The sequence below is a fragment of the Pantoea sp. AG1095 genome (genome assembly GCF_003208415.1).
GTDB classification, from domain to species: Bacteria; Pseudomonadota; Gammaproteobacteria; order Enterobacterales; family Enterobacteriaceae; genus Pantoea; species Pantoea leporis.
Window position 1 is genome coordinate 710,677 of sequence record NZ_QKMJ01000001.1, and the last position, 19,984, is coordinate 730,660.

Annotated in this window: 21 protein-coding genes and 3 tRNA genes; 8 read left to right on the top strand and 16 right to left on the bottom strand. The window is 53.9% G+C overall.

The window, feature by feature from the left end:
• Positions 1-116: 116 nt before the first annotated feature.
• From DEU53_RS03450 to DEU53_RS03465, 4 genes are all read right to left on the bottom strand, one after another.
• Positions 117-193 (bottom strand) — tRNA-Val (locus tag DEU53_RS03450).
• Positions 194-212: 19 nt separating this feature from the next.
• A tRNA-Val gene (locus DEU53_RS03455) sits at positions 213-289 on the bottom strand.
• Positions 290-292: 3 nt separating this feature from the next.
• Positions 293-369: transfer RNA gene (locus DEU53_RS03460), tRNA-Val, on the bottom strand.
• A 134-nt stretch (positions 370-503) separates the two neighbouring features.
• The gene (locus DEU53_RS03465; RefSeq protein ID WP_110866029.1) at positions 504-1,877 is read right to left on the bottom strand and encodes an MATE family efflux transporter; all 1,374 of its coding nucleotides are present in this window, start codon (positions 1,875-1,877) and stop codon (positions 504-506) included.
• 197 nt (positions 1,878-2,074) lie between these two features.
• On the opposite strand from DEU53_RS03465, the gene DEU53_RS03470 reads away from it, so the two are divergent.
• Complete coding sequence (locus tag DEU53_RS03470) at positions 2,075-2,719, top strand: riboflavin synthase subunit alpha (protein ID WP_110866030.1); 645 nt, start codon at positions 2,075-2,077, stop codon at positions 2,717-2,719.
• A 51-nt stretch (positions 2,720-2,770) separates the two neighbouring features.
• Here DEU53_RS03470 and cfa read toward each other — a convergent pair whose 3' ends face one another.
• Both cfa and punC read right to left on the bottom strand, forming a co-directional pair.
• The gene (gene cfa / locus DEU53_RS03475; RefSeq protein ID WP_110866031.1) at positions 2,771-3,919 is read right to left on the bottom strand and encodes a cyclopropane fatty acyl phospholipid synthase; all 1,149 of its coding nucleotides are present in this window, start codon (positions 3,917-3,919) and stop codon (positions 2,771-2,773) included.
• A gap of 302 nt (positions 3,920-4,221) precedes the next feature.
• A complete protein-coding gene (punC, locus tag DEU53_RS03480; RefSeq protein ID WP_110866032.1) occupies positions 4,222-5,424 on the bottom strand; it encodes a purine nucleoside transporter PunC in 1,203 nt (400 codons plus the stop codon).
• Between the two features lie 110 nt (positions 5,425-5,534).
• Between punC and punR the strand changes: the two genes are divergently transcribed.
• Positions 5,535-6,446 carry a DNA-binding transcriptional activator PunR gene (gene punR / locus DEU53_RS03485; protein WP_110866438.1) on the top strand — a complete coding sequence of 304 codons (912 nt, stop codon included), beginning with the start codon at positions 5,535-5,537 and terminating at the stop codon, positions 6,444-6,446.
• Here punR and purR read toward each other — a convergent pair.
• Complete coding sequence (gene purR / locus DEU53_RS03490) at positions 6,443-7,468, bottom strand: HTH-type transcriptional repressor PurR (RefSeq protein WP_008110309.1); 1,026 nt, start codon at positions 7,466-7,468, stop codon at positions 6,443-6,445. The genes punR and purR overlap by 4 nt on opposite strands.
• A 274-nt stretch (positions 7,469-7,742) precedes the next feature.
• On the opposite strand from purR, the gene DEU53_RS03495 reads away from it, so the two are divergent.
• On the top strand, positions 7,743-7,832 hold the full coding sequence (locus DEU53_RS03495; protein WP_007892756.1) for a YnhF family membrane protein: 90 nt from the start codon (positions 7,743-7,745) through the stop codon (positions 7,830-7,832).
• 56 nt (positions 7,833-7,888) lie between these two features.
• Here the strand turns inward: DEU53_RS03495 and DEU53_RS03500 are convergent, their stop codons facing one another.
• Complete coding sequence (locus DEU53_RS03500; RefSeq protein WP_110866033.1) at positions 7,889-8,680, bottom strand: C40 family peptidase; 792 nt, start codon at positions 8,678-8,680, stop codon at positions 7,889-7,891.
• Positions 8,681-9,044: 364 nt separating this feature from the next.
• On the opposite strand from DEU53_RS03500, the gene DEU53_RS03505 reads away from it, so the two are divergent.
• Positions 9,045-9,380, top strand: a complete 336-nt coding sequence (locus tag DEU53_RS03505; protein WP_175501675.1) for a Grx4 family monothiol glutaredoxin — start codon at positions 9,045-9,047, stop codon at positions 9,378-9,380.
• Positions 9,381-9,415: 35 nt separating this feature from the next.
• On the opposite strand, the gene rnt is transcribed toward DEU53_RS03505, so the two are convergent.
• The 5 genes from rnt to eptA all read right to left on the bottom strand — a co-directional run bounded on the left by rnt (position 9,416) and on the right by eptA (position 14,121).
• Positions 9,416-10,084, bottom strand: a complete 669-nt coding sequence (gene rnt / locus DEU53_RS03510; RefSeq protein ID WP_110866034.1) for a ribonuclease T — start codon at positions 10,082-10,084, stop codon at positions 9,416-9,418.
• A gap of 107 nt (positions 10,085-10,191) precedes the next feature.
• Positions 10,192-10,599: a lactoylglutathione lyase gene (gene gloA, locus DEU53_RS03515; protein ID WP_110866035.1), complete on the bottom strand. Its 408-nt coding sequence runs from the start codon at positions 10,597-10,599 to the stop codon at positions 10,192-10,194.
• A gap of 101 nt (positions 10,600-10,700) precedes the next feature.
• Positions 10,701-11,798 (bottom strand): alkene reductase, encoded by a 1,098-nt coding sequence (locus DEU53_RS03520; protein WP_110866036.1) that lies wholly within the window; start codon positions 11,796-11,798, stop codon positions 10,701-10,703.
• Between the two features lie 49 nt (positions 11,799-11,847).
• Positions 11,848-12,444 carry a TetR/AcrR family transcriptional regulator gene (locus DEU53_RS03525; RefSeq protein WP_110866037.1) on the bottom strand — a complete coding sequence of 199 codons (597 nt, stop codon included), beginning with the start codon at positions 12,442-12,444 and terminating at the stop codon, positions 11,848-11,850.
• Positions 12,445-12,483: 39 nt separating this feature from the next.
• Positions 12,484-14,121: a phosphoethanolamine transferase EptA gene (gene eptA / locus DEU53_RS03530; protein WP_110866038.1), complete on the bottom strand. Its 1,638-nt coding sequence runs from the start codon at positions 14,119-14,121 to the stop codon at positions 12,484-12,486.
• A gap of 228 nt (positions 14,122-14,349) precedes the next feature.
• Between eptA and DEU53_RS03535 the strand changes: the two genes are divergently transcribed.
• The 4 genes from DEU53_RS03535 to DEU53_RS03550 all read left to right on the top strand — a co-directional run bounded on the left by DEU53_RS03535 (position 14,350) and on the right by DEU53_RS03550 (position 16,754).
• Positions 14,350-14,589 (top strand): DUF1289 domain-containing protein, encoded by a 240-nt coding sequence (locus DEU53_RS03535; protein WP_110866039.1) that lies wholly within the window; start codon positions 14,350-14,352, stop codon positions 14,587-14,589.
• A 71-nt stretch (positions 14,590-14,660) separates the two neighbouring features.
• A complete protein-coding gene (locus DEU53_RS03540) occupies positions 14,661-15,557 on the top strand; it encodes an aldo/keto reductase family oxidoreductase (protein ID WP_110866040.1) in 897 nt (298 codons plus the stop codon).
• An 80-nt stretch (positions 15,558-15,637) separates the two neighbouring features.
• A complete protein-coding gene (gene sodC, locus DEU53_RS03545; RefSeq protein ID WP_110866041.1) occupies positions 15,638-16,156 on the top strand; it encodes a superoxide dismutase family protein in 519 nt (172 codons plus the stop codon).
• Between the two features lie 130 nt (positions 16,157-16,286).
• Positions 16,287-16,754, top strand: a complete 468-nt coding sequence (locus DEU53_RS03550) for a hypothetical protein (protein WP_101764541.1) — start codon at positions 16,287-16,289, stop codon at positions 16,752-16,754.
• Here DEU53_RS03550 and DEU53_RS03555 read toward each other — a convergent pair whose 3' ends face one another.
• The 3 genes from DEU53_RS03555 to DEU53_RS03565 are packed head-to-tail and all read right to left on the bottom strand — an operon-like array spanning position 16,755 to position 19,860.
• Positions 16,755-18,752, bottom strand: a complete 1,998-nt coding sequence (locus DEU53_RS03555) for an FUSC family protein (protein WP_110866042.1) — start codon at positions 18,750-18,752, stop codon at positions 16,755-16,757.
• 7 nt (positions 18,753-18,759) lie between these two features.
• Entirely contained in the window at positions 18,760-19,617 is an 858-nt protein-coding gene (locus DEU53_RS03560; protein ID WP_110866043.1) for an HlyD family secretion protein, read from the bottom strand.
• 6 nt (positions 19,618-19,623) lie between these two features.
• Positions 19,624-19,860: a DUF1656 domain-containing protein gene (locus DEU53_RS03565; protein WP_008110284.1), complete on the bottom strand. Its 237-nt coding sequence runs from the start codon at positions 19,858-19,860 to the stop codon at positions 19,624-19,626.
• Positions 19,861-19,984 lie beyond the last annotated feature (124 nt).

Below are 19,984 nucleotides of genomic sequence, written 5' to 3' on the forward strand. Positions count from 1 at the left end.
GGTGGAACAACGCGGCATAGTATAGTCGCTAAGTATGCGAAAACCAATATAAAAGCGGCGCGATATAGACGATGCAGATCAAGAAAAAGGTGTTGCGCAAGGAGATAAAACCAGAGTGGTGCGCTCTAATGGACTCGAACCATCGACCCCCACCATGTCAAGGTGGTGCTCTAACCAACTGAGCTAAGAGCGCATTGAGGAAATTCACAAATTGGTGCGTCCGAGTGGACTCGAACCACCGACCCCCACCATGTCAAGGTGGTGCTCTAACCAACTGAGCTACGGACGCACTTGGTGCGCTCTAATGGACTCGAACCATCGACCCCCACCATGTCAAGGTGGTGCTCTAACCAACTGAGCTAAGAGCGCAACACGCTGTCAGGGCGACAGCGGGGACGAATATTAACGGCAGGCCGTGATGCTGGCAAGGGGAAAAAGTGTTTTTCCCCTACGACTGACCAGCAACTGTGCTATGCGTCGTTTTTTTCGCCGTTACCAGCCACTTAGCGCGCGGCGCGCGCCAGGATGACCTGCGCAGGCAGGCGCTGCAAACGACGGATGCGCCAAATCATCATCACTGCTGCGGAGGTCAGGCCGATAATAAAGCCACACCAGAAGCCGGCGGGACCCAACTTCGGCAAGACCCAATCCGTCATCGCCAGTACATAACCCACCGGCAAACCCAGCACCCAGTAGGCGATAAAGGTGATGAAGAAGATCGAGCGCGTGTCTTTATAACCGCGCAAGATACCGCTGCCAATCACCTGAATTGAATCTGAGAATTGATAAATCGCCGCCAGCAACATGAGCTGTGCCGCAAGGGTAATGACTTCTGGATTTGCCGTGTACAGGCCGGCGATATCGTGACGGAAAATCACGGTAAACAGCGCGGTGATGGCCGCCATGCTGATGCCGACGCCTTGCCCGGTCCACGCAGCAACGCGCGCCTGTTCGGCCGAACCTTGTCCCAGCCTATAGCCAACGCGAATGGTAGTGGCGACGCCGAGCGACAGCGGCAACACGAACATCAGCGAGCTGAAGTTGAGTGCAATCTGGTGTCCGGCCACTTTCACGATACCGAGCGGTGATACCAACAGCGCCACCACGGCAAACAGCGTCACCTCAAAGAACAGCGCCAATGCCACCGGCAAACCCAGCGTGAACAGGCGTGACAAAATCGCACGTGACGGTGCAGACCAGCGCATTTTCATACGGATGTCGCGCATGCTTGCCATGCGTTTCACCCAGAAGCGCATCACCAGGAACATCACCCAATAGACCGATGCCGTCGCCACGCCGCAGCCGACGCCGCCTAAGGCCGGCATACCAAAATGGCCGTAAATGAACACATAGTTGAGCGGAATGTTCACCATCAGGCCGAGGAAGCCGAGCAGCATCGCCGGTTTGGTTTTCGACAAACCTTCGCATTGGTTGCGCATCACCTGGAACAGCAGGTAACCCGGTGCGCCCCACAGCAACGCATGCAGGTATCCTTCGGCTTTGGCGGCCAATTCAGGATCGATATCATGCATGGTGTTAATCAGATAACCGGCGTTCCACAGCACCACCATAATCAGGAGTGCAACACCGATTGCCATCCAGTATCCCTGGCGTACTTGTTCCGCGATACGTTCGCGTCGTCCTGAACCGTTGAGTTGCGCAACGGTAGGCGTCAAAGCCAGTAGAAGACCATGACCAAACAGAATGGCGGGAAGCCAGATAGAGGTGCCGACAGCGACGGCGGCCATATCCGTGGCGCTTACCGCACCGGCCATAACAGTATCTACAAATCCCATCGCAGTCTGGGCCACCTGAGCAAGGATGACCGGGATCGCAAGGGCCAGCAATTGACGCGCTTCGGTAAAATACTTCTGCACGTTACACCTGCTTAATTAATGAAGAGAGTGGGGCGAAATCCCCAAAGAATGCGCGCACAGTGTAGCGGCAGCGCTGGCTTCCGCCAAACGTTGATCGCATTTTGTTTAGCAATTTGTGTAAAGTTTGAACTCCGCCAAATTAAGCTGCCGCCGACAAGCTGTGATAAACTGACGCAAACTTTGCAGAGGCTAAGATTATGTTTACTGGAATTGTGCAAGGCACGGCAGAAATTGTCGGCATTGAAGAGAAAGATCTGTTTCGTACCCATATTGTGCGCTTACCGGATGAGCTGTTACCGGGACTGGCGCTGGGCGCATCGGTAGCCCACAACGGCTGCTGCCTGACTGTGACCGAGATTAATGGCGATCGGGTTAGCTTCGATCTGATTAAAGAAACATTGCGCATTACCAACCTGGGTGAATTACAGGTCGGGGATGTGGTGAATATTGAGCGTGCAGCGAAGTTCAGTGATGAAATTGGCGGCCATTTAATGTCTGGCCATATTATGACCACGGCAGAAATTTGCAAAATCATCCAGTCAGAAAACAACCGCGAAATCTGGTTTAAATTACAGGACGCCACGCAGATCAAATATATTCTGCATAAAGGTTTTGTGGGTATCGACGGAATTAGTTTGACCGTTGGCGACGTTACCAAAAGCAAATTCTGTGTGCATCTGATTCCGGAAACGCTGGAGCGCACCACGCTAGGCGCGAAGAAGTTTGGTCAGAAGGTCAATATTGAGATTGATCCTCATACGCAGGCCATTGTGGAAACCGTTGAACGCGTATTAGCGCAGCGTGAAGCCGCTGCACTGGCGCAGATTGCCAGCGCAGAATAATGGCGCTGAAAAAGGCGCCCTGCGGCGCCTTGATTTATTTCTGCAAGCTCATTAACGCGCTACGCGTAATCCGCCATCCTTGCCACGACTGAATACCACCTGCCACAGCTGAATATCACGGGCACGAAACGCACCGGCGCAGGCGTTGAGATAATAGTCGAACATCCGTTTAAAACGTTCGCCATATTTCTCAGCCAGCTGCGGCCACGCCGCCTGAAAACGTTCATACCATGCCATTAACGTCGTATCGTAATCTGCGCCAAAGTTATGCCAATCTTCCATGACGAAATGTGGCTCACTGGCATCAGCGATTTGACGTACCGACGGCAGACAACCGTTCGGGAAGATATATTTATCAATCCACGGATCGACATTCATATCCGTTGTGAGGGCACCAATGGTGTGCAGTAAAAATATGCCGTCTGGTTTGAGATTGCGGTCAGCAACATCAAAATAAGTGGCATAGTTTTTCGGCCCGACATGTTCAAACATTCCGACAGAAACAATGCGATCATATTGATTATTCAGGTCGCGATAGTCCTGCAATAATATTGTGACATCCAGTCCTTCACAGCGTTGTTGTGCCAGTTTTTGTTGCTCTGCAGAAATAGTGACGCCATGCACCGTGACGCCATAATGGCGTGCGGCATATTCCGCCAGTCCGCCCCAGCCACAACCGATATCCAACAGCGTCATGCCCGGTTCAAGTTGTAACTTGCGGCAAATCATATCCAGTTTGGCCTGCTGCGCGTTTTCCAACGTATCAGCATCTTTCCAGTAGCCGCAGGAATATTGCATATAAGGGTCAAGCATCAGTGAGAATAGATCATTACCCAGGTCGTAATGCTCTTTACCCACAATCCAGGCGCGTTTTTTCGATTGCAAATTAGTAAGACGCGCGGCGGCGATGCGCAACGTATCTTTAAAATGCCGCGGTAATTGTTTATCCAGATGGTGTTTTAAAACGCGATGGAAGAACATATCAAGCTGTTCGCACTCCCACCAACCATCCATGTAACTTTCACCTAATCCGAGCGATCCTTCCTCGAGCACGCGTTTAAAAAAATCTGGATGCTTTACCTGAATATCCCAGGGACGAGTGCCATTAACTGCAATATCAGCACGCTCTAGCAGTTCATTGACGATCCGAAACCAGTGGTTTTCTTCAAGGCTCACTTCTTCTATAACAGATGAACTCATAGCTTCTCCATCACCTTCCGATCTGAACCTGAGAAAAAGAATAGCCAATTTCCCAAGACCTGTGAGAGAACTCACGGAAAATCCGTGCGCCAGAAATCCGACGTTTTACAGAGGCATGAATTTGAATAGAAAAGTTGGACGCAGCACTGGAGTATCGTGCAGACGCCATCCCGCGACAGAGTCGCTAAAGGTATTACATTTATATTATTGATTTAATACAGAATTACTGACCCACTGAGTATATGCTCACGTGGGTCAATATTCAACGGGTTATCGTTAGTTTGCTAACGAAAAGCGTTGGCTTAGAGATTATCTTCGCAGGGACGGGAAGTGTGGGCAATATCACTTTGTGCGTTTGCCGATCGCTGGCAGACAAAGCCCGCCCACGCCAGTACCACGGTGGCCACCATCACTAATGTGGTGTTGAACAGCGCCTGCTCAAGGCCGGCGGAGACCAGCAGGCTGGCGACAAAGCACAATCCTAACTGGAATAAATTCTGTAATCCTGCCGCTTTACCGGTGGCGTGCGGGAAGGGCGCTAATGCGCTGGCCACCACAATCGGATAGATCGCGCCATTGGCCAGCGCCATGCCGCAGAAGGGCATCAGCAGCACAAATAGCGGCGCTGAAGGCATCAGGGCGATGACAAACAGACTTAGGATGCTCAGACTGTACAGCACCAGCAACCACGGCAGCAGTTGCGCGCCCTGATAACGATTTAACAGCGCGCGGCAGCCAAAGCCGCCAATCAGAAACGTAATGGTCTGCGGAATATAGCTCAGGCCAATATCGCCCGGCGTCAGGCCAGCTGCGGCGAGAATGAAAGGTGAGCCCGTCAGCCACGCGAAAAAGCTCGCCGAACATGCCGAATAGATTAAGACGTTACCGCTGTAGACGCGCGTACCCAGCAAAGTCAACCAGCCGGGTTGTTTGCCTGAGGCGACTTTCTCGCGCTTAGGCGAGGTTAATTGCAGCGTACCGATCAGCAACACCACGGCAACCAGCGTCAGCGTGATAAAGATGCTGCGCCAGTGGAAGTGGCCGATCAGCCAGGCGCCGAGCAGCGGTGCCAGCGCCGGAGACAGCGCAACCAGCGGCATAATCGTTGCAAACACTTTATTGGCTTTCGCTTTTGGGTAGTGATCCACCACCAGCGCCTGCCAGCTTACGGCAGCCGCACACACGCCAATCGCCTGCATAAAACGCAGCGCCAGCATCAGGCGGACATCGGTCACCCACAGCATTCCCAGACAACCGAGGGCGAAGATGGCCAGGCCCGCCAGCAAAATCGGCTTACGTCCATAACGATCTGATAGCGGTCCCCAAAATACTTGGGCACAGGCAAAACCGCCGAGAAACAGACTCAGGCTGGCGCTGATGGTGCCGGGTGCGCTAGCAAAATCACGCTGCATATCGCCAAAGGCGGGCAAATACATATCCGTGGCAAGAAAGCCGAGCATGCTGAGCACGGCGAGATAAGGCATAAATGCTTTAGACGACAACATGTTGATTCTCTTTTGGGCAGGGTGAACGCCGGGGAGTGTAAAAGGATGCAGCGCGCTTTGTGAAACGCTAATATTTGCTTGGTGCTGTTAAAATTTTTGAAGGCAAAATTATGTGGTCAGAATATGCGCTTGAAGTGGTGGATGCAGTAGCGCGCACCGGCAGTTTTAGCGCGGCAGCGCAGGAGCTGCATCGCGTGCCCTCTGCCGTGAGTTACACTGTACGCCAGCTGGAAACCTGGCTGGCGGTGCCGCTGTTTGAGCGCCAGCATCGGGAAGTGGTGATGACAGCGGCGGGCGAGCATTTTGTGCGAGAAGGCCGATCTGTTATCAAAAAAATGCTGGCAACTCGCCGGCAGTGTCAGCAACTGGCAAATGGCTGGCGCGGCGAGTTGAGCATCGCGGTCGACTGCATTGTAAAACCGCAGCGTACGCGACAGTTAGTGAAAGACTTCTACCGCCATTTTCCCGACATGGAGCTGATTATCAGCTACGAAGTGTTCAACGGCGTGTGGGATGCGTTGGCTGATGGTCGGGTGGATGTGGCGATTGGCGCAACTCAGGCCATCCCGGTGGGCGGACGTTTTGCTTTTCAGGATATGGGCGCGCTGAACTGGCGTTGTGTGGTGAGTCCCGATCATCCGCTGGTTAACAGCAAGGAGCTGGATGATGAAACCTTGCGGGCGTGGCCATCGCTGGTGCTGGAAGATACCTCGCGTGCGTTGCCGCGCCGTATGACATGGACGCTGGATAATCAGCGGCGGTTGGTGGTGCCAGAGTGGGAAACCGGGATGGATTGTTTGCTGGCAGGATTGTGCGTCGGCATGGTGCCTGGCCATTTGGCGCGTCCGCTGCTGGACAGCCAAAAACTGATCGAGCTGGCGCTACCGCAGGCGTTTCCGGACAGTCCGTGCTGCGTCAGCTGGTCAGAACAGCGCGCGTCACCGGCGCTGACGTGGTTACTGGCTTATCTCGGGGATGCGGAAACGCTGAACCACGAATGGCTCAGCGAAGTGTCGGCTTAGCGGCGGTAGTCGCGGAACGGACCGTACGCCACCGAACGGCGTTCAATCAGCGTTGGCTGGACTTCGATAGTTTGCGGATCTTCGCGCTTGCTGGTGATGCGATCCAGCAGCATTTCCAGCGCTTTTTCACCCAGTTCAGCTTTCGGCTGGTGCACGGTGGTGAGCGCTGGTGTGAAATAGCGCGCGTTGCGCACGTTATCGTAGCCAATCACCGAGATATCCTGCGGTACGCGCAAACCCATCTCATCAGCAGCGCAAATCGCGCCCATCGCCATGATATCGCCACCGCAGAACACCGCGGTTGGACGCTGTTTCTGATTTAGGATCTGTTGCATCGCCTGATAGCCCGATTCAGGCTCAAAGTCGCCCTGAACCACCCACTCCGGACGCACTGTAATGCCCGCTTCGTTCATTGCCTGCAGGAAGCCAGCATGACGTCCACCGCCGGTGTTGCGCTCCATTTGGCCAGGAATGGCACCGATATCGCGATGGCCACGTTCAATCAGATAACGCCCGGCGAGATAGCCGCCCTGAAATGCATTGTCCTGCACGGTATCGGTGAAATCACCGCGTGACGCGCCCCAATCCATCACCACCATGGGGATATTGCGGTTCTCTTCCAGCATCTGCAGCAAATCGTCTGGATATTCCGAACACATCACCAGCAAGCCATCGACGCGCTTTTGCGCCATCATTGACAGGTAAGCGCGCTGCTTTTGCAGATCGTTGTGCGCATTGCCGAGAATCAGCGTATAGCCGCGTTCGAAGCAGCGGTTCTCCACCGCTTCGATAATTTCAGCGAAGTAGGGCGCTTCGCTGGAGGTCGCCAGCAGACCCAAGGTTTTGGTGTGATTGACTTTAAGACTACGCGCCACGGCACTTGGCGAGTAATGTAATTCTTTGATCGCTTCCCATACGGCGTTACGCGTCTCTTCCGCAACGAAACGCGTTTTGTTGATGACATGCGAAACCGTGGTGGTTGAGACACCCGCGCGTTTTGCGACATCTTTAATTGTTGCCATGAAAATGGTGCTCCTGGGCTTATCGCAACTTACTGATAAGTATATTGTTAAACGTTTGCGTCTGCTAATGCTTTTACAGCCCAAAAAAGCGGGCAAAACGGCATGTTCAAGCAGGCGAAATCACTTCATCACGCTGTAAATACAGCCTGCGCAAAATCTGTTGCGCAACGAAAGGCGGCGATTCTAGCAAGCTGGCGCGGATAACACGAGATTTTTGCCTATTGCTGTGCGAAAATCGTCTTAACCCTAATAATTGTGTGACTAAGGAGTTGTGATGAATACCGACCTGAAGCTGGCGCTAATGACCACTGTTGGCGCACTGTTGATGATTATCGCCTTCAGCTTTACCGCGATCATGCATTAACAAAAAAGCCGGAGCTGAGAACAGCATCCGGCTTTTTTATGTCTGTTGCGCAACAACTAGCGAATGGTTTTTGGCGTCATCATACGACGCGCGCCCACATAGTGTTTCTGCCAGTAATCCTCACCCAATGCGCTGATCTGAATATCTTTGCCGGTACGCGGCGACTGAATGAATTTGCCATTGCCAAGATAAACGCCCACATGGTCGGCGGTACCGCGATTGTTGATGCGGAAGAACACCAGATCGCCTTTCTCCAGCATTTCACGCTTAATCGGTGCCGCATCACGCAGGTGATACATCTCATTGGCGGTGCGTGGCAGTTTGAATTTCACCAGATCTTTATAGGCGTACCATACCAGGCCGCTGCAATCGAAACCAGTGTGTGGCGAAGCGCCGCCCCACTGATAAGGTTTGCCGAGTTGACCCATTAATTTGGTCATCGCCGTTTCACGCGCTTTTTGATAACGCTGGCGGTGCGCTTTACTCATTTTGATGCCGGTCAGCGCTAACGCTTCATCATCGACGGCGATCTCGGGCGTTTTCTTCGCTAAACGTTGATGACCGTATTTCTTAGCAGAGAGTTTCAGTGGGGATTTTTTGCTGGTGGTTTTGTGCAGCGCGATGTCTGTTTTGCTCTGTTTTTTGAGTTTGAATTTTTGAACAGCGGTCAGACGCGATTTTTTGGTGGTGGTTTTTACCGGACGTCGTTTGCGGCGCTCGTCTTCACGTGCGCTCTTTTTCTCTGCTTTAAGCGAACTGGCGTTAACGGGCGCATGCGGAGATGCAGCGGCCACATTAAAGAACAGTTGGGCGAAAGCCAGTATGAAAAGCGTAATTAGTAGACGCATAATCCGGTTACAGGTTAAGCAGGCTGAATCATAGCAGACTGCGTAAAAGTGAGAGAAATCTGGTCAAGTGACCAGCGCCGAGGCAATTCTAATCCACTTTTTTTACAAAAGGTAAGGCCTTTTTCTATTAATATGTTACCAGATTGATTCTGTAGCAAAAATGAGCGATTTCAGCTGGTTAACACAGCGAAATTATTGCTAATTATTAATTTATTAATGCCAATTAATGATATGAAAATGTTATTTGTCATGCGTTAACTTAACAAACATGGCGATTAACCCGTGCAAAGGCAAAATCCCGTTTTCAGTCCGGGAGCGAAATCGCTACAATAAACAAACACGAAGTAGAAGATTAAGGAAGGCAATAATGAGTACTGTTGAAAAAATTCAGCGTCAGATCGCAGAAAACCCGATTCTGCTGTACATGAAAGGTTCGCCAAAGCTGCCAAGCTGTGGTTTTTCGGCGCAAGCCGTGCAGGCGCTTTCTGCGTGTGGCGAGCGTTTCGCTTACGTGGACATTCTGCAGAACCCGGATATTCGCGCTGAAATGCCAAAATACGCTAACTGGCCAACCTTCCCGCAGCTGTGGGTCGACGGTGAACTGGTCGGCGGCTGCGACATCATCGTTGAGATGTTCCAGCGCGGTGAACTTCAGCCACTGCTGAAAGAGACCGCTGAGAAGTATAAAGAAGCGGAATAATGCAGAAGGCCGACACATGTCGGCCTTTTCTTTGGTTACCCGGCAGACGCCTCGTCTGCAGATTCTTCACTGAAAGCCAGCGGCCAGCCGCCCAGGCGTTTCCAGCGGTTCACCAACTCACAGAACAGCGTTGCGGTTTGCTCGGTGTCATACAGCGCTGAATGCGCCTGCGTGCTATCAAACTCCATTCCCGCCGCTTTACAGGCTTTCGCCAACACGGTTTGCCCCAGCACTAAACCGCTCAGTGCCGCGGTATCAAAAGTGGCAAACGGGTGGAACGGATTGCGCTTCAGGCTGGCGCGCTCGGCGGCCGCCATCACGAAGTTGAGATCGAAAGTGGCATTGTGCGCCACGATAATGGCGCGATTGCAGCCGCTATCTTTGGTGCCTTTGCGCACCATTTTAAAAATCGCATGCAGGGCTTCATATTCGCTTACCGCACCGCGCAGCGGATTGGTGGGATCGATGCCGGTAAACGCCAGCGCCGCAGGATTCAGAATGGCGCCTTCAAACGGTTCCACATGGAAGTGCAGCGTTTCATCGCGGTGCAACCAGCCGTCTTCATCCATTTTCAGCGTGGTGGCTGCAATTTCCAGCAGTGCATCGGTTTGTGCATTGAAACCCGCGGTTTCAACGTCGATCACAACAGGATAAAAACCGCGGAAGCGTTGGTGGAGAGCGTTTAAAGCGTTCGATTCAGACATCAGGATCTCATGGCAATAAATAGGGCAGCGCGCATTATGGCAAAAATCGCAGGAGGGTGCAGCAGGAGAGGGAAGTCAGCCTGCAAATAGCAGGCTGACGAGCAACCTTAGTTGCCTAAGCCGTGACCGGCATGTTTGTTTTCAATCAGCTCGATTTTGTAGCCGTCTGGATCTTCAACAAACGCAATAATAGTCGAACCGCCTTTTACCGGGCCCGCTTCACGCGTTACGTTGCCGCCCGCGCTGCGAATGCGTTCGCAGGTGTCAGCCACATTGTCCACGCCCAGCGCGATATGGCCGTAAGCGTTGCCGAGATCGTATTTATCAACGCCCCAGTTGTAAGTCAGCTCAATCACCGTGCCCTCGCTCTCTTCGGTGTAGCCAACGAATGCCAGGGTGTACTTATACTCGGTGTTTTCGCTTTGACGCAGTACGCGCATGCCGAGCACGCGGGTGTAGAAATCGATAGAACGTTGCAAATCGCCAACGCGTAACATGGTGTGAAGTAAACGCATAACATCCTCTTTTTTTAAAACGTCATCAGTGCATGACAAGCAACTTAGTATACACACTGATGAAATAACGCTGCCGCCTATCCGCCGCGGCAGCCATTTTCTTACAGAGTTGGATAATCGGTATAACCTTCCGCGCCGCCACCGTAAAAACTCTCAGGACGCTGCGGATTGAGTGGCGCATCCTGCTGCAGACGGGCAACCAGATCCGGGTTGGCGATAAAGTCGCGACCAAAGGCCACGGCGTCAATCAGGCCACGCGCAATCAGATCGTCGGCTTTCTCAACGGTGTAAGCACCGGCACCGATGATTACGCCAGGGAACAGGGCGCGCACTTTTTCACGGAATGCATCGCTGTAAGGCTGTCCGCCAGCCCAGTCTGGCTCAGAAAGGTGCAGATAGGCGATGCTGCGTTTGCCCAGCTCGGCGATATACCACAGCGCCGCTTTTTCTTCTTCCGGGCCATTGTCCAGATTCTGGAAAGCACCGATTGGCGAAACGCGGATACCAATACGATCGGCAGACCAGTTGGCAATCGCCGCATCCACCACTTCCAGCGCGAAACGGCCACGCTTTTCAATCGAACCGCCGTACTCATCGGTACGCTGGTTTGAACCTGGTGCGAGGAACTGGTGCATCAGATAGCCGTGCGCGGAGTGCAGCTCCAGCAGGTCGAAATCGGCTTCGCGCGCATTAGCGGCGGCCTGACCAAAATCTTTTACGATTTGCTGAATTTCAGCCACTGACAACTCGCGTGGCACGGAGGTGTCTTCACGATAAACAGAACCATCCGCGGCGCGCAGGGACGTGCGCGTACCTGCCGCCAGTGCGGATGGGGCGACTGGCGCTTTGCCTTCGGGCTGCACGCTGTTATGAGAAATGCGGCCGGTGTGCCACAGTTGTACAGCGCTGTGACCGTTAGCGGCATGAATGCCTTCGTTAATCATTTTCCACGCGGCAATTTGCTGCTGTGTGTGCAGACCTGGCGCACCGGCATAGCCTTTCGCCTGGAAAGAGATCTGGGTGGCTTCGGTGATGATCAAACCGGCACTGGCGCGCTGTTGATAATATTCTGCCATCAGCGGCGTAGGGATATCGCCCGGCTCAATGCTGCGCAGACGCGTCAACGGGGCCATGAAAATGCGGTTCGGTACGGTAATCGCGCCCACTTTAAGTGGGGAGAACAGCTGCTTACTCGCCATATTAATTGCTCCAGGAAGACCGGTCGTCTAGTAAATGGGGTTTTAAAAATCAGTGACTTATCAGCCACTGTTCGATGGTGTCGAGTGCCAGGCTAATCGGGCCCGACTCTCGGGAAATCTTGCTCTGCAAACTGGCTCCGAGCCACAGCAAGTAGCAGCGCTGCGCCAGCTGCTGCGGCGTTTGCCCAAACGGCAGCGGCTGCTCAGCCGCCACCTCAGTCAAACAGCGCGTGTAGGCAGCGATAATGGCGTTGGCACCCTGTTGCAGTGCATCGCGCATCGGCTCAGAGAGATCGCACACTTCGGCTGACAACTTTACGCCAAGACAGCCAACAATATGACCTTGCTCGATAAACAGCCGTTCGCCATAGCGGAAATGCGCTAACAGGCGCTCGGTCGGCGTTAAATCGGGCAGACTCAACTGCTGATCAATCTGCTGCTGGAAATGGCTGAAGTAGCGCTCAATCAGCGCCACACCAAAGGCCTCTTTTGAACCAAAATAGTGGTAGAACGAGCCTTTAGTGACTTCCGCCAGCGCCAGCATCTCGATCAAACCCATGCCGGTAAAGCCGCGCTGTAAACAAACCTGCTCGCCAATAGCGAGCAGGTGTTCACGGGTATCGTTGCGTTGCAGAGTCTTATTCATGGGGGGCAGGTTATTAGACCAGTCAGTCTAACGCAACCCTCAGGCGGCAGTTTGGCACGATCTGATCATGTCCAGCTGCGGCTGATACTGCTGCGTCTGGATATTGAACATGCCTAAAACCGTATGGAAAAGATTATCTTGCGAAACCTTGGCGTCAGCCGCTTGCTGGCGTAAACAGGTATCATTGATGTGGTACGCCGCCGCGTATCCCGGTGACATCCACATCAGCAGAGGAATGTGTGTTTGCTGCGCAGGCGCAAACAGGTAAGGCGCGCCGTGCAGATACATCCCGCGCTCGCCAAGCGATTCGCCGTGATCGGAGAGATAAACCAGCGCCACATTGAAGCGATCGCTTAGGCCTTTAAGCTTATCGATGGTGCGGCTCAGCATGTCGTCGCTATACAGCAGCGAGTTATCGTAAGTATTCACCAGCGCCTGATGATCGCAATCCTGAATCTGCTTGCTGTCGCAGGTGGGCGTGAAACGGCGGAACTCAGCCGGATAACGCTGATAATAGGCTGGGCCGTGGCTGCCCATCTGATGCAGCACGATAATGCCGTCGTTGTGCAGGCTGGCAACATAGTTATCAAGACGATGCAGCAACACCTCATCCTGGCAAAAACCATCGTGACAATATTGCGACAGTTTCCACTGCGTCATATCGGTGTGCGGCACGCGGTCACAGGCGCCTTTACAGCCACCATCATTTTCGCGCCACAGTACGCTTACGCCCGCATGGGCGAGGATGTCGAGTACGCCTTCCTGGTGGTGCGCCAGATTGGCGTCGTAATGCATGCGAGGCATATTCGAGAACATACAGGGCACCGAGATGGCGGTTTCTGTGCCACAGGAACTGGCGTTGGGATAGTAAATCACCTGTTGTTTTTTCAGTTCTGGATTGGTATCTCGCGCGTAACCACCCAACGAGAAGTTCTCGGCGCGCGCCGTTTCGCCTACCACTAATACCACCAGCGTTTTACGGGTTGCGGCGGAGATTAACGGACCTTTATGTGCATCTTCACCGATTTTCACCAGCGCCTGGCTACCTTGCAGATAGCGTTGATCGACATAGTGGCCGGTGCCGCTGAGGATATTGGCCGGGGTAATCATCTTGATCAGATTTTTATTATTGCGGATTAGCGAGGCGTAATCTTTGTAAAACAGCGCCGCCATCAGCAGTATCACCAATATTGCGCCCAGTGCGCCCGTCAGGCGTTGCAGCAGATTCCACCACCAGCGCGGTCCACGACGAATACGCACACCACAAATCAGCGCCACCGGCACCATCCCCATCAATAACATCCAGAGTAGATAGCGGCTGCTGAACAACGCTGAGGCTTCCTGCGGGTCGGATTCAAAGACATTTTGCATCATATTGGTGTCGATCACCGTGCCAAAACTGTGCATGAAGTAATTGGCGGCGGCGCTGACGAACACCAGCACAATCAGCAACGGCTTGCGCAGATAAGGCCAGGCAGCAAGTGAGAAAATAAAATAGAAAGCCGAGGCCAGCACCAGCGGAATACTGGCGGCGAACAGATAATCGTGGGGATGATCGTAAGGAATCATTTCCCAGGCACGCAGCAAGAACAGGGCATTTAAAACTAGTGCGAAGAACAGCGCAGCAATAAGGTTAAATCCGCTGGTGCCGCACTGCAGGGTGGTCGGGAATCTCATGAAAACTCAACGGTAAGAAGTCGTGTGACAATCGTATGAAGAGAAGCTGAGGAAAACCTTAACCAAGAGTAAACATAAACCATCCAAATCCGATAAATGCTGGCTATTTGGTAAACAGGCGTAACCAGACGCCGTAATGGCTTGATTATGCGCAATTGGCGTCTACGCTTTGCACAATGTCATTAAGCTGTTATCAATGTGATATGAGATGTTAATTGCGGAGTGGATGTGGCCGAGCAACTTGAGTTCTTCCCCGTTCCCAGCCCGTGTCGTGGTATTTGCCAGAGTGACGCGCGTGGCTATTGTAGTGGCTGTTTACGCAGCCGGGAAGAGCGCTTTAACTGGATGAAATTCAGCGATGCGCAAAAGCGCGATGTGCTGCGCTTGTGCCGGCAACGCTTTTTGCGCCTGCAGCGGCAGCAAAAAGTGGATGAAGATCATGATCCACAACAACCGGAACTGTTTTAAGAAAACGATGATTTGCCTTTCCGTTATACTCCCGCTTTCGTCATCTGGAACCGTGTTTTGGGAGTTTAACCATGTTACAAGCGCAGGCTATTGCACCGCAGGGACCCTCATTTTCACCGCTGATCGCCGGTTACTGGCGTTTAATGGAGTGGGGCATGACGCCGCAGCAAGTGGTGCAATTTATTGAGCACCATTTAGCGCTGGGCATCACCACCGTCGATCACGCCGACATCTACGGCGATTACCAATGTGAAGCCGCCTTTGGTGCCGCGCTGCGCCTCGCGCCGGGTTTGCGTGAGAAGCTGCAAATCGTCACCAAATGTGGCATTGCGACGCGCGCGAAGCCCGAACACCGCATTGGACATTACATCACCGAAGCCAGCCACATTCTGCACAGCGCCGAAAATTCGCTGCGCCATTTCCATACCGATTACCTCGATTTGCTATTGATTCATCGCCCGGATCCGTTGATGGACGCTGATGAGATTGCCGAAGCCTTTACGGCGCTGCTTCAGAGCGGCAAAGTACGCCATTTTGGCGTCTCCAACTTCACCGCCTCGCAGTTCACGCTGCTGCAATCGCGTTTGCCGTTCAGTCTGGTCACCAATCAACTGGAGATCTCTCCACTGGAACAAACGTCGCTGCTGGATGGCTCGCTTGACCAATGCCAGCAAAATCGCATTCGCCCGATGGCGTGGTCATGCCTCGGCGGCGGTCGCCTGTTTAACGATCCGCATTATCAGCCGCTGCGCGATGAGCTGGAGCAGGTTAAGCAGGAGATCGGCGCCAGCAATATCGAGCAGGTGGTGTATGCATGGGTGATGAAGCTGCCAAGCCGTCCGCTGCCAATTATTGGATCAGGTAAAATCGAACGTGTAAAAGAGGCGGTTGGCGCGTGCCAATTGACGCTGGATCGCCAGCAATGGTTCCGCATCCGTAAAGCCGCCATCGGCTACGATGTGCCCTAAAGCGTAAAGCTGCGTCAAATTACGGCAGCCTGGATGAAAGCAGTCCAGGCTTAGAGGGAATCTAACCGTAAGGAGACGTTATGAAGAAAACCCTCATTGTTATGCTGGCTCTGGCCTGCGCCGCGGGTGCGCAGGCGGCGTCAGAAGAAGTCACGCTGCATGAAACCACGGCGCAAGGCATCGGGGCAGCGATTGGCACCGTCACGCTTAGCGAAACGCCATACGGTGTGCAATTTACCCCAGCGTTAAGCGGCCTGAAACCCGGCATTCATGGTTTCCACGTCCATGCTAAAGGCAGCTGTGAACCGGGCGAGTCGGACGGTAAAACGGTGGCGGCCGGTGCGGCGGGCGGACATCTCGATCCGCAAAAAACCGGCAAGCATCTTGGCCCGTATGCCGATGGTCACCTTGGCGACTTACCCGCGCTGTTTATCACAGAAGATGGCAAGGCGACGTATCCGATCGTTGCGCCACGCATCAAATCCTTGAGTGAAATCAAAGGTAAAGCCTTGATGGTGCATGTGGGCGGCGATAATCATGCCGACCATCCGCAACCGCTTGGCGGAGGCGGGGCGCGTTTTGCCTGCGGCGTAATTTAATGCTTTGGGCGGCAGCAGCTTGTCGCCCCCATTTCCTCACGCTGAAAAAAGTTGACCCATTTTCTTGCTACTCTCCGCGGTTTTTCCATCCTATGATATTGATTCAGGAATAAAACCTTCAGGGGCAGGAATGAAAGCGCGTGGGATGATGTTGTTATGTTTATTGCTGGTGGGATGCGATCAACCCAACGACACACAGCTGCGTTTAGATGCCAGTCGACAACTGCAACGCACCATTGATACCAATCCGCTGCGCGTCGGCTGTGAGAAAATTGCGCGTGGCCGTGAATGGCTGACCCAGCACACCCTTCATCGGCTCGAAGCCAATGGCTGCGAAAATGTCTTGCGCAGCGCCACCGAAACCAACTTCACCCACAGCGAAACTTATCGTCATGCGATGACAGTGGTGTGCGGCGGTATTCAGGGCAAAAGTTTCACCGGCACCACCTTGTATCGACGGTTTATCTACTCTTCAGAAGAGAAGGCGCTGGTAATTGAACCGATGTCCGATCAGGATAAAACCCGCTTTGAAGGACAGAAATCGCTGCAGCAGTTGCAGGATGATTTTAATCGTCAGACCACGCAATATTGTCAGTAATCAATCCGGTACCGCCTGCGCTAACTGGGCCAGTGAGCAGCGCAGGCGCCACAAAATGCCCGCCAGCGTATTGGCTTCGCTCTCCTGTTGCTGCAGTTGCTCAATCAGGGTTTCCAGCTCATCCAGCGTGGCCTGCAGCGCGGTGTGATGCACGCCGCGCAGACTTATAATTCGTTGCAGATCCTGCAGGCTGCTATCACGCATTTGCCTGAGCGTAGCCGACGTCGGCTGCCATTCGCGCAGCTGCCAGACAATGTGGGAACAGTTCAGTAACACCACGCCCCAGCGCAGCAGCCAGACGCGCGCTTGCTCGTCACGACTGTTACTGAGCTGACTGATGTGATGATAAATCTGCGATTCAAAGTGGCTTTCACTCAGGCGCGGATGGCGGCGAAGCTGATCGAGAAACGCATGGCGCAGAGCACGAATATGCCGACGACTGCGACGCGCATCGGAACTGGGACGCAGCACCTGAAACGCCAGCCACGCTAGCATTACGCCGCACACCTTGGCGATATTGTCATTGAGGAAGCTTTGATAATCCCAGTCCGGCGGATTGGTGACGGCGATAAAGGATCCCATAAAAACAATGAATTGCCCCCACATCCCGGCGCGTTTCTTCTGCTGCAGTTTGAACAACTGCAAGGTGAGCAGCAGCGGGAATAGCACCAGTAAAAACTGCCACAGCGCGCTGATTTGCACCATCAAACCGAACTGCAGCACAAAGCTAAACAGCGACAGCCACAGCAAGGTTTTCAGCAACAGCGAGACGCTGCCACTGGGCGAGGGCGCGGAGGAGTAAAGCACGCAGGCGATGGCGGTAAGCGTCAGGGCGGCGGCACCGGAATCCCATTGCGTGGTGATCCAAAAGGCGCAGCCCAGCATGATGACGCTGAAGGTGCGCAGCGCGCTCCAGCCGGCTTCAGCACTGTCGCTTTCGCGCGCCAGCGAGGGTGCATACGGCGGCTGAAAACGGGTATCGGCATCGGCGCGTTCAATCAGGCGAATCCAGCGATTCACATTGAGATACACCCAGCAGAAATAACGCAGTCGCTGGACGAAGGCGCGTTGACGGTAATCACCGGTTGCTGATGGCGTGATGCCACGCAGAATCAGCGCCAAACGGTATTTGTCGCACTGCGGCTGCGCCAGTTCCTGCAACAGTTTGGCCATGGCGCCGTAAAGTTCAGGTGGCGCATCGGGCCAGTTCAGCAACATGCGGCGCAGGCTGGAGAGTACACTGGTGAGACGCAACTGCTGGTGCAGCACATAGTTCAGCACGTTGTTCTGGCGGCGGAAGCGATAGTGGCTCCAGAACGCCTGAATGCGCAGCAGGTTCATGGTGAGAATCTGGCTAATGACATTCTCATGGGCGGTGCGCACGTTATCAGTGCTGCTTTGCTGCAGTAATAACACCGCATGATCCAGCAAACGCGCGTGCATCTGACGCAGAGAACTCATCAGTGCGTTGCCATCTGAGGTGCTGGGCAGAATCATCATCATCAATCCGGCACACAGGATGCCGGAGATCACTTCGCACACGCGCGCCTGGGCGATATCCCACAGCTGAGTGACATCGGTGATGTTGACGCTGCTAAAAGAGATGATGGCGGCGGTATAACCCGCCAGCCAAAACGCGTAGGCCACGTTATTTTGGTAGTGATTGGCGATCCAGGTACAGAACGCCAGCCACCCGGCCATGAAAAAGGCAAACAGCCAGGGTTCGTTCAGCGTGTGTCCGGCGATCAGCAGCGCGGCGCTGGCACCGAGCAAACTGCCAACGATGCGCCCGAGACTTTTACTGATGGCGCCGCCGACGGTGGGAAAACTCACCACCGCCGCCGAGGTCATGGCCCAGTAAGGTTGATCGAGTTGCAGCGCATAGGCGATGGTCAAGGCGAGACACATCGCGATGCCATTACGCAGTGCGTAGCGCCACTCGCCCCCACTTGCTTTTATCCACGGCAGATTTTGCCAGGCCAGCCACTGAAAATTCATCACAACCTCAGTGGGCGATGGAGATGGTGCAGGTGGTGCCTGCCACCAGCGGCACACCTTCCGGCAACGCGTCTAAGCGAATACGCACCGGCACGCGCTGCGCCAGGCGCACCCAAGGCACGTTAGGCTTGATATCCGGCACCAGCCCGCCATCGCTGGCGACGCTTTGGTCATAAATGGCGCGTCCGATACTTTCCACTGTACCCTGCAAGCGTGCGCCGTTGCTGTACAACACAATTTGCGCGTCAGCGCCGGGCTGAATATGGCGCAGCTTGGTCTCTTCGAAATAGCCCATCACGTAATAAGAGTGGCTGTCGACCAGCGCAAACAGCGGCGTACCGGCGCTGGCATAGTTGCCGGTGCGCAGCGTCAGGTTGCTGATCCAGCCATCGGTGGGCGCAGTAATGGTGGTTTGATCAAGATTCCAGCGTGCCTGATCGAGGCTAGCCTGCGCCGCTTTTGCCGTCGCTGCGGCAGCATTGGCGGTTAAGCGGGCGGCATCCATATCTTCCGCTGAAATGACGTTGCGCGGCAGGCTGGCGCGGCGATTGGCTTCATGCTGCGCTTTGGCCAGATCGGCCTGCGCTTTAGCCAGTTGGGCTTCGGCATTGGCCTGCGCAATTTGCCACGGCACCGGATCGAGCTTCAGCAGCACGTCGCCTTTATGCACAAACTGATTGTCGCGCACTTCCAGAGCGATGATGCGACCGGACACTTCCGGCGTGATATCCACCAGCTCGGCGCGCACTTTGCCGTCACGCGTCCATGGCGATTGCATGTAGTAATTCCACATCCACCATCCGGCAAGCAGGGCCAGCGCAAAAATCACCAGGGTTGAAAAATACTTAAAAGGGTTGAATTTCATAGTGATTTATCCGAGGCTCAGTAACCACAATGCGCCAGCAACGCACAGTACAAACAGGGAAAGGTCCATCAAGGTGGGATGCCAGACATCGCCAGAGTAGATCCAGCCGCGTATCAGCGGGTGAATCAACAACCAGAAAAAGAAACCGAGTAACACCGCTTTAAACAGTGGCGGAAAAAACAGCGACGCACCGAACACCAGGTCGGTAAGCGGCGCGCTGGGGGAAAAGGCGGTTAGGGACACGTGTCATCATCCTTTTTGACCGGGAATCATCTAAATAGCGCGTAGACGGCAAGCGTATATGCAGGCCTGGTATTTGTAATTTGCCAGGTAAACTCGCAGAATAGTGTAAAATCTGGCTTAATAG

What these genes read in the sequence shown, in the direction of transcription:
- DEU53_RS03470 (WP_110866030.1), top strand. Translation starts at nt 2,075, where the DNA reads ATGTTTACTGGAATTGTGCAAGGCACGGCAGAAATTGTCGGCATTGAA.
- cfa (WP_110866031.1), bottom strand. Translation starts at nt 3,919, where the DNA reads ATGAGTTCATCTGTTATAGAAGAAGTGAGCCTTGAAGAAAACCACTGG.
- punC (WP_110866032.1), bottom strand. Translation starts at nt 5,424, where the DNA reads ATGTTGTCGTCTAAAGCATTTATGCCTTATCTCGCCGTGCTCAGCATG.
- punR (WP_110866438.1), top strand. Translation starts at nt 5,535, where the DNA reads ATGTGGTCAGAATATGCGCTTGAAGTGGTGGATGCAGTAGCGCGCACC.
- purR (WP_008110309.1), bottom strand. Translation starts at nt 7,468, where the DNA reads ATGGCAACAATTAAAGATGTCGCAAAACGCGCGGGTGTCTCAACCACC.
- DEU53_RS03495 (WP_007892756.1), top strand. Translation starts at nt 7,743, where the DNA reads ATGAATACCGACCTGAAGCTGGCGCTAATGACCACTGTTGGCGCACTG.
- DEU53_RS03500 (WP_110866033.1), bottom strand. Translation starts at nt 8,680, where the DNA reads ATGCGTCTACTAATTACGCTTTTCATACTGGCTTTCGCCCAACTGTTC.
- rnt (WP_110866034.1), bottom strand. Translation starts at nt 10,084, where the DNA reads ATGTCTGAATCGAACGCTTTAAACGCTCTCCACCAACGCTTCCGCGGT.
- gloA (WP_110866035.1), bottom strand. Translation starts at nt 10,599, where the DNA reads ATGCGTTTACTTCACACCATGTTACGCGTTGGCGATTTGCAACGTTCT.
- DEU53_RS03520 (WP_110866036.1), bottom strand. Translation starts at nt 11,798, where the DNA reads ATGGCGAGTAAGCAGCTGTTCTCCCCACTTAAAGTGGGCGCGATTACC.
- DEU53_RS03525 (WP_110866037.1), bottom strand. Translation starts at nt 12,444, where the DNA reads ATGAATAAGACTCTGCAACGCAACGATACCCGTGAACACCTGCTCGCT.
- eptA (WP_110866038.1), bottom strand. Translation starts at nt 14,121, where the DNA reads ATGAGATTCCCGACCACCCTGCAGTGCGGCACCAGCGGATTTAACCTT.
- DEU53_RS03540 (WP_110866040.1), top strand. Translation starts at nt 14,661, where the DNA reads ATGTTACAAGCGCAGGCTATTGCACCGCAGGGACCCTCATTTTCACCG.
- sodC (WP_110866041.1), top strand. Translation starts at nt 15,638, where the DNA reads ATGAAGAAAACCCTCATTGTTATGCTGGCTCTGGCCTGCGCCGCGGGT.
- DEU53_RS03550 (WP_101764541.1), top strand. Translation starts at nt 16,287, where the DNA reads ATGAAAGCGCGTGGGATGATGTTGTTATGTTTATTGCTGGTGGGATGC.
- DEU53_RS03555 (WP_110866042.1), bottom strand. Translation starts at nt 18,752, where the DNA reads ATGAATTTTCAGTGGCTGGCCTGGCAAAATCTGCCGTGGATAAAAGCA.
- DEU53_RS03560 (WP_110866043.1), bottom strand. Translation starts at nt 19,617, where the DNA reads ATGAAATTCAACCCTTTTAAGTATTTTTCAACCCTGGTGATTTTTGCG.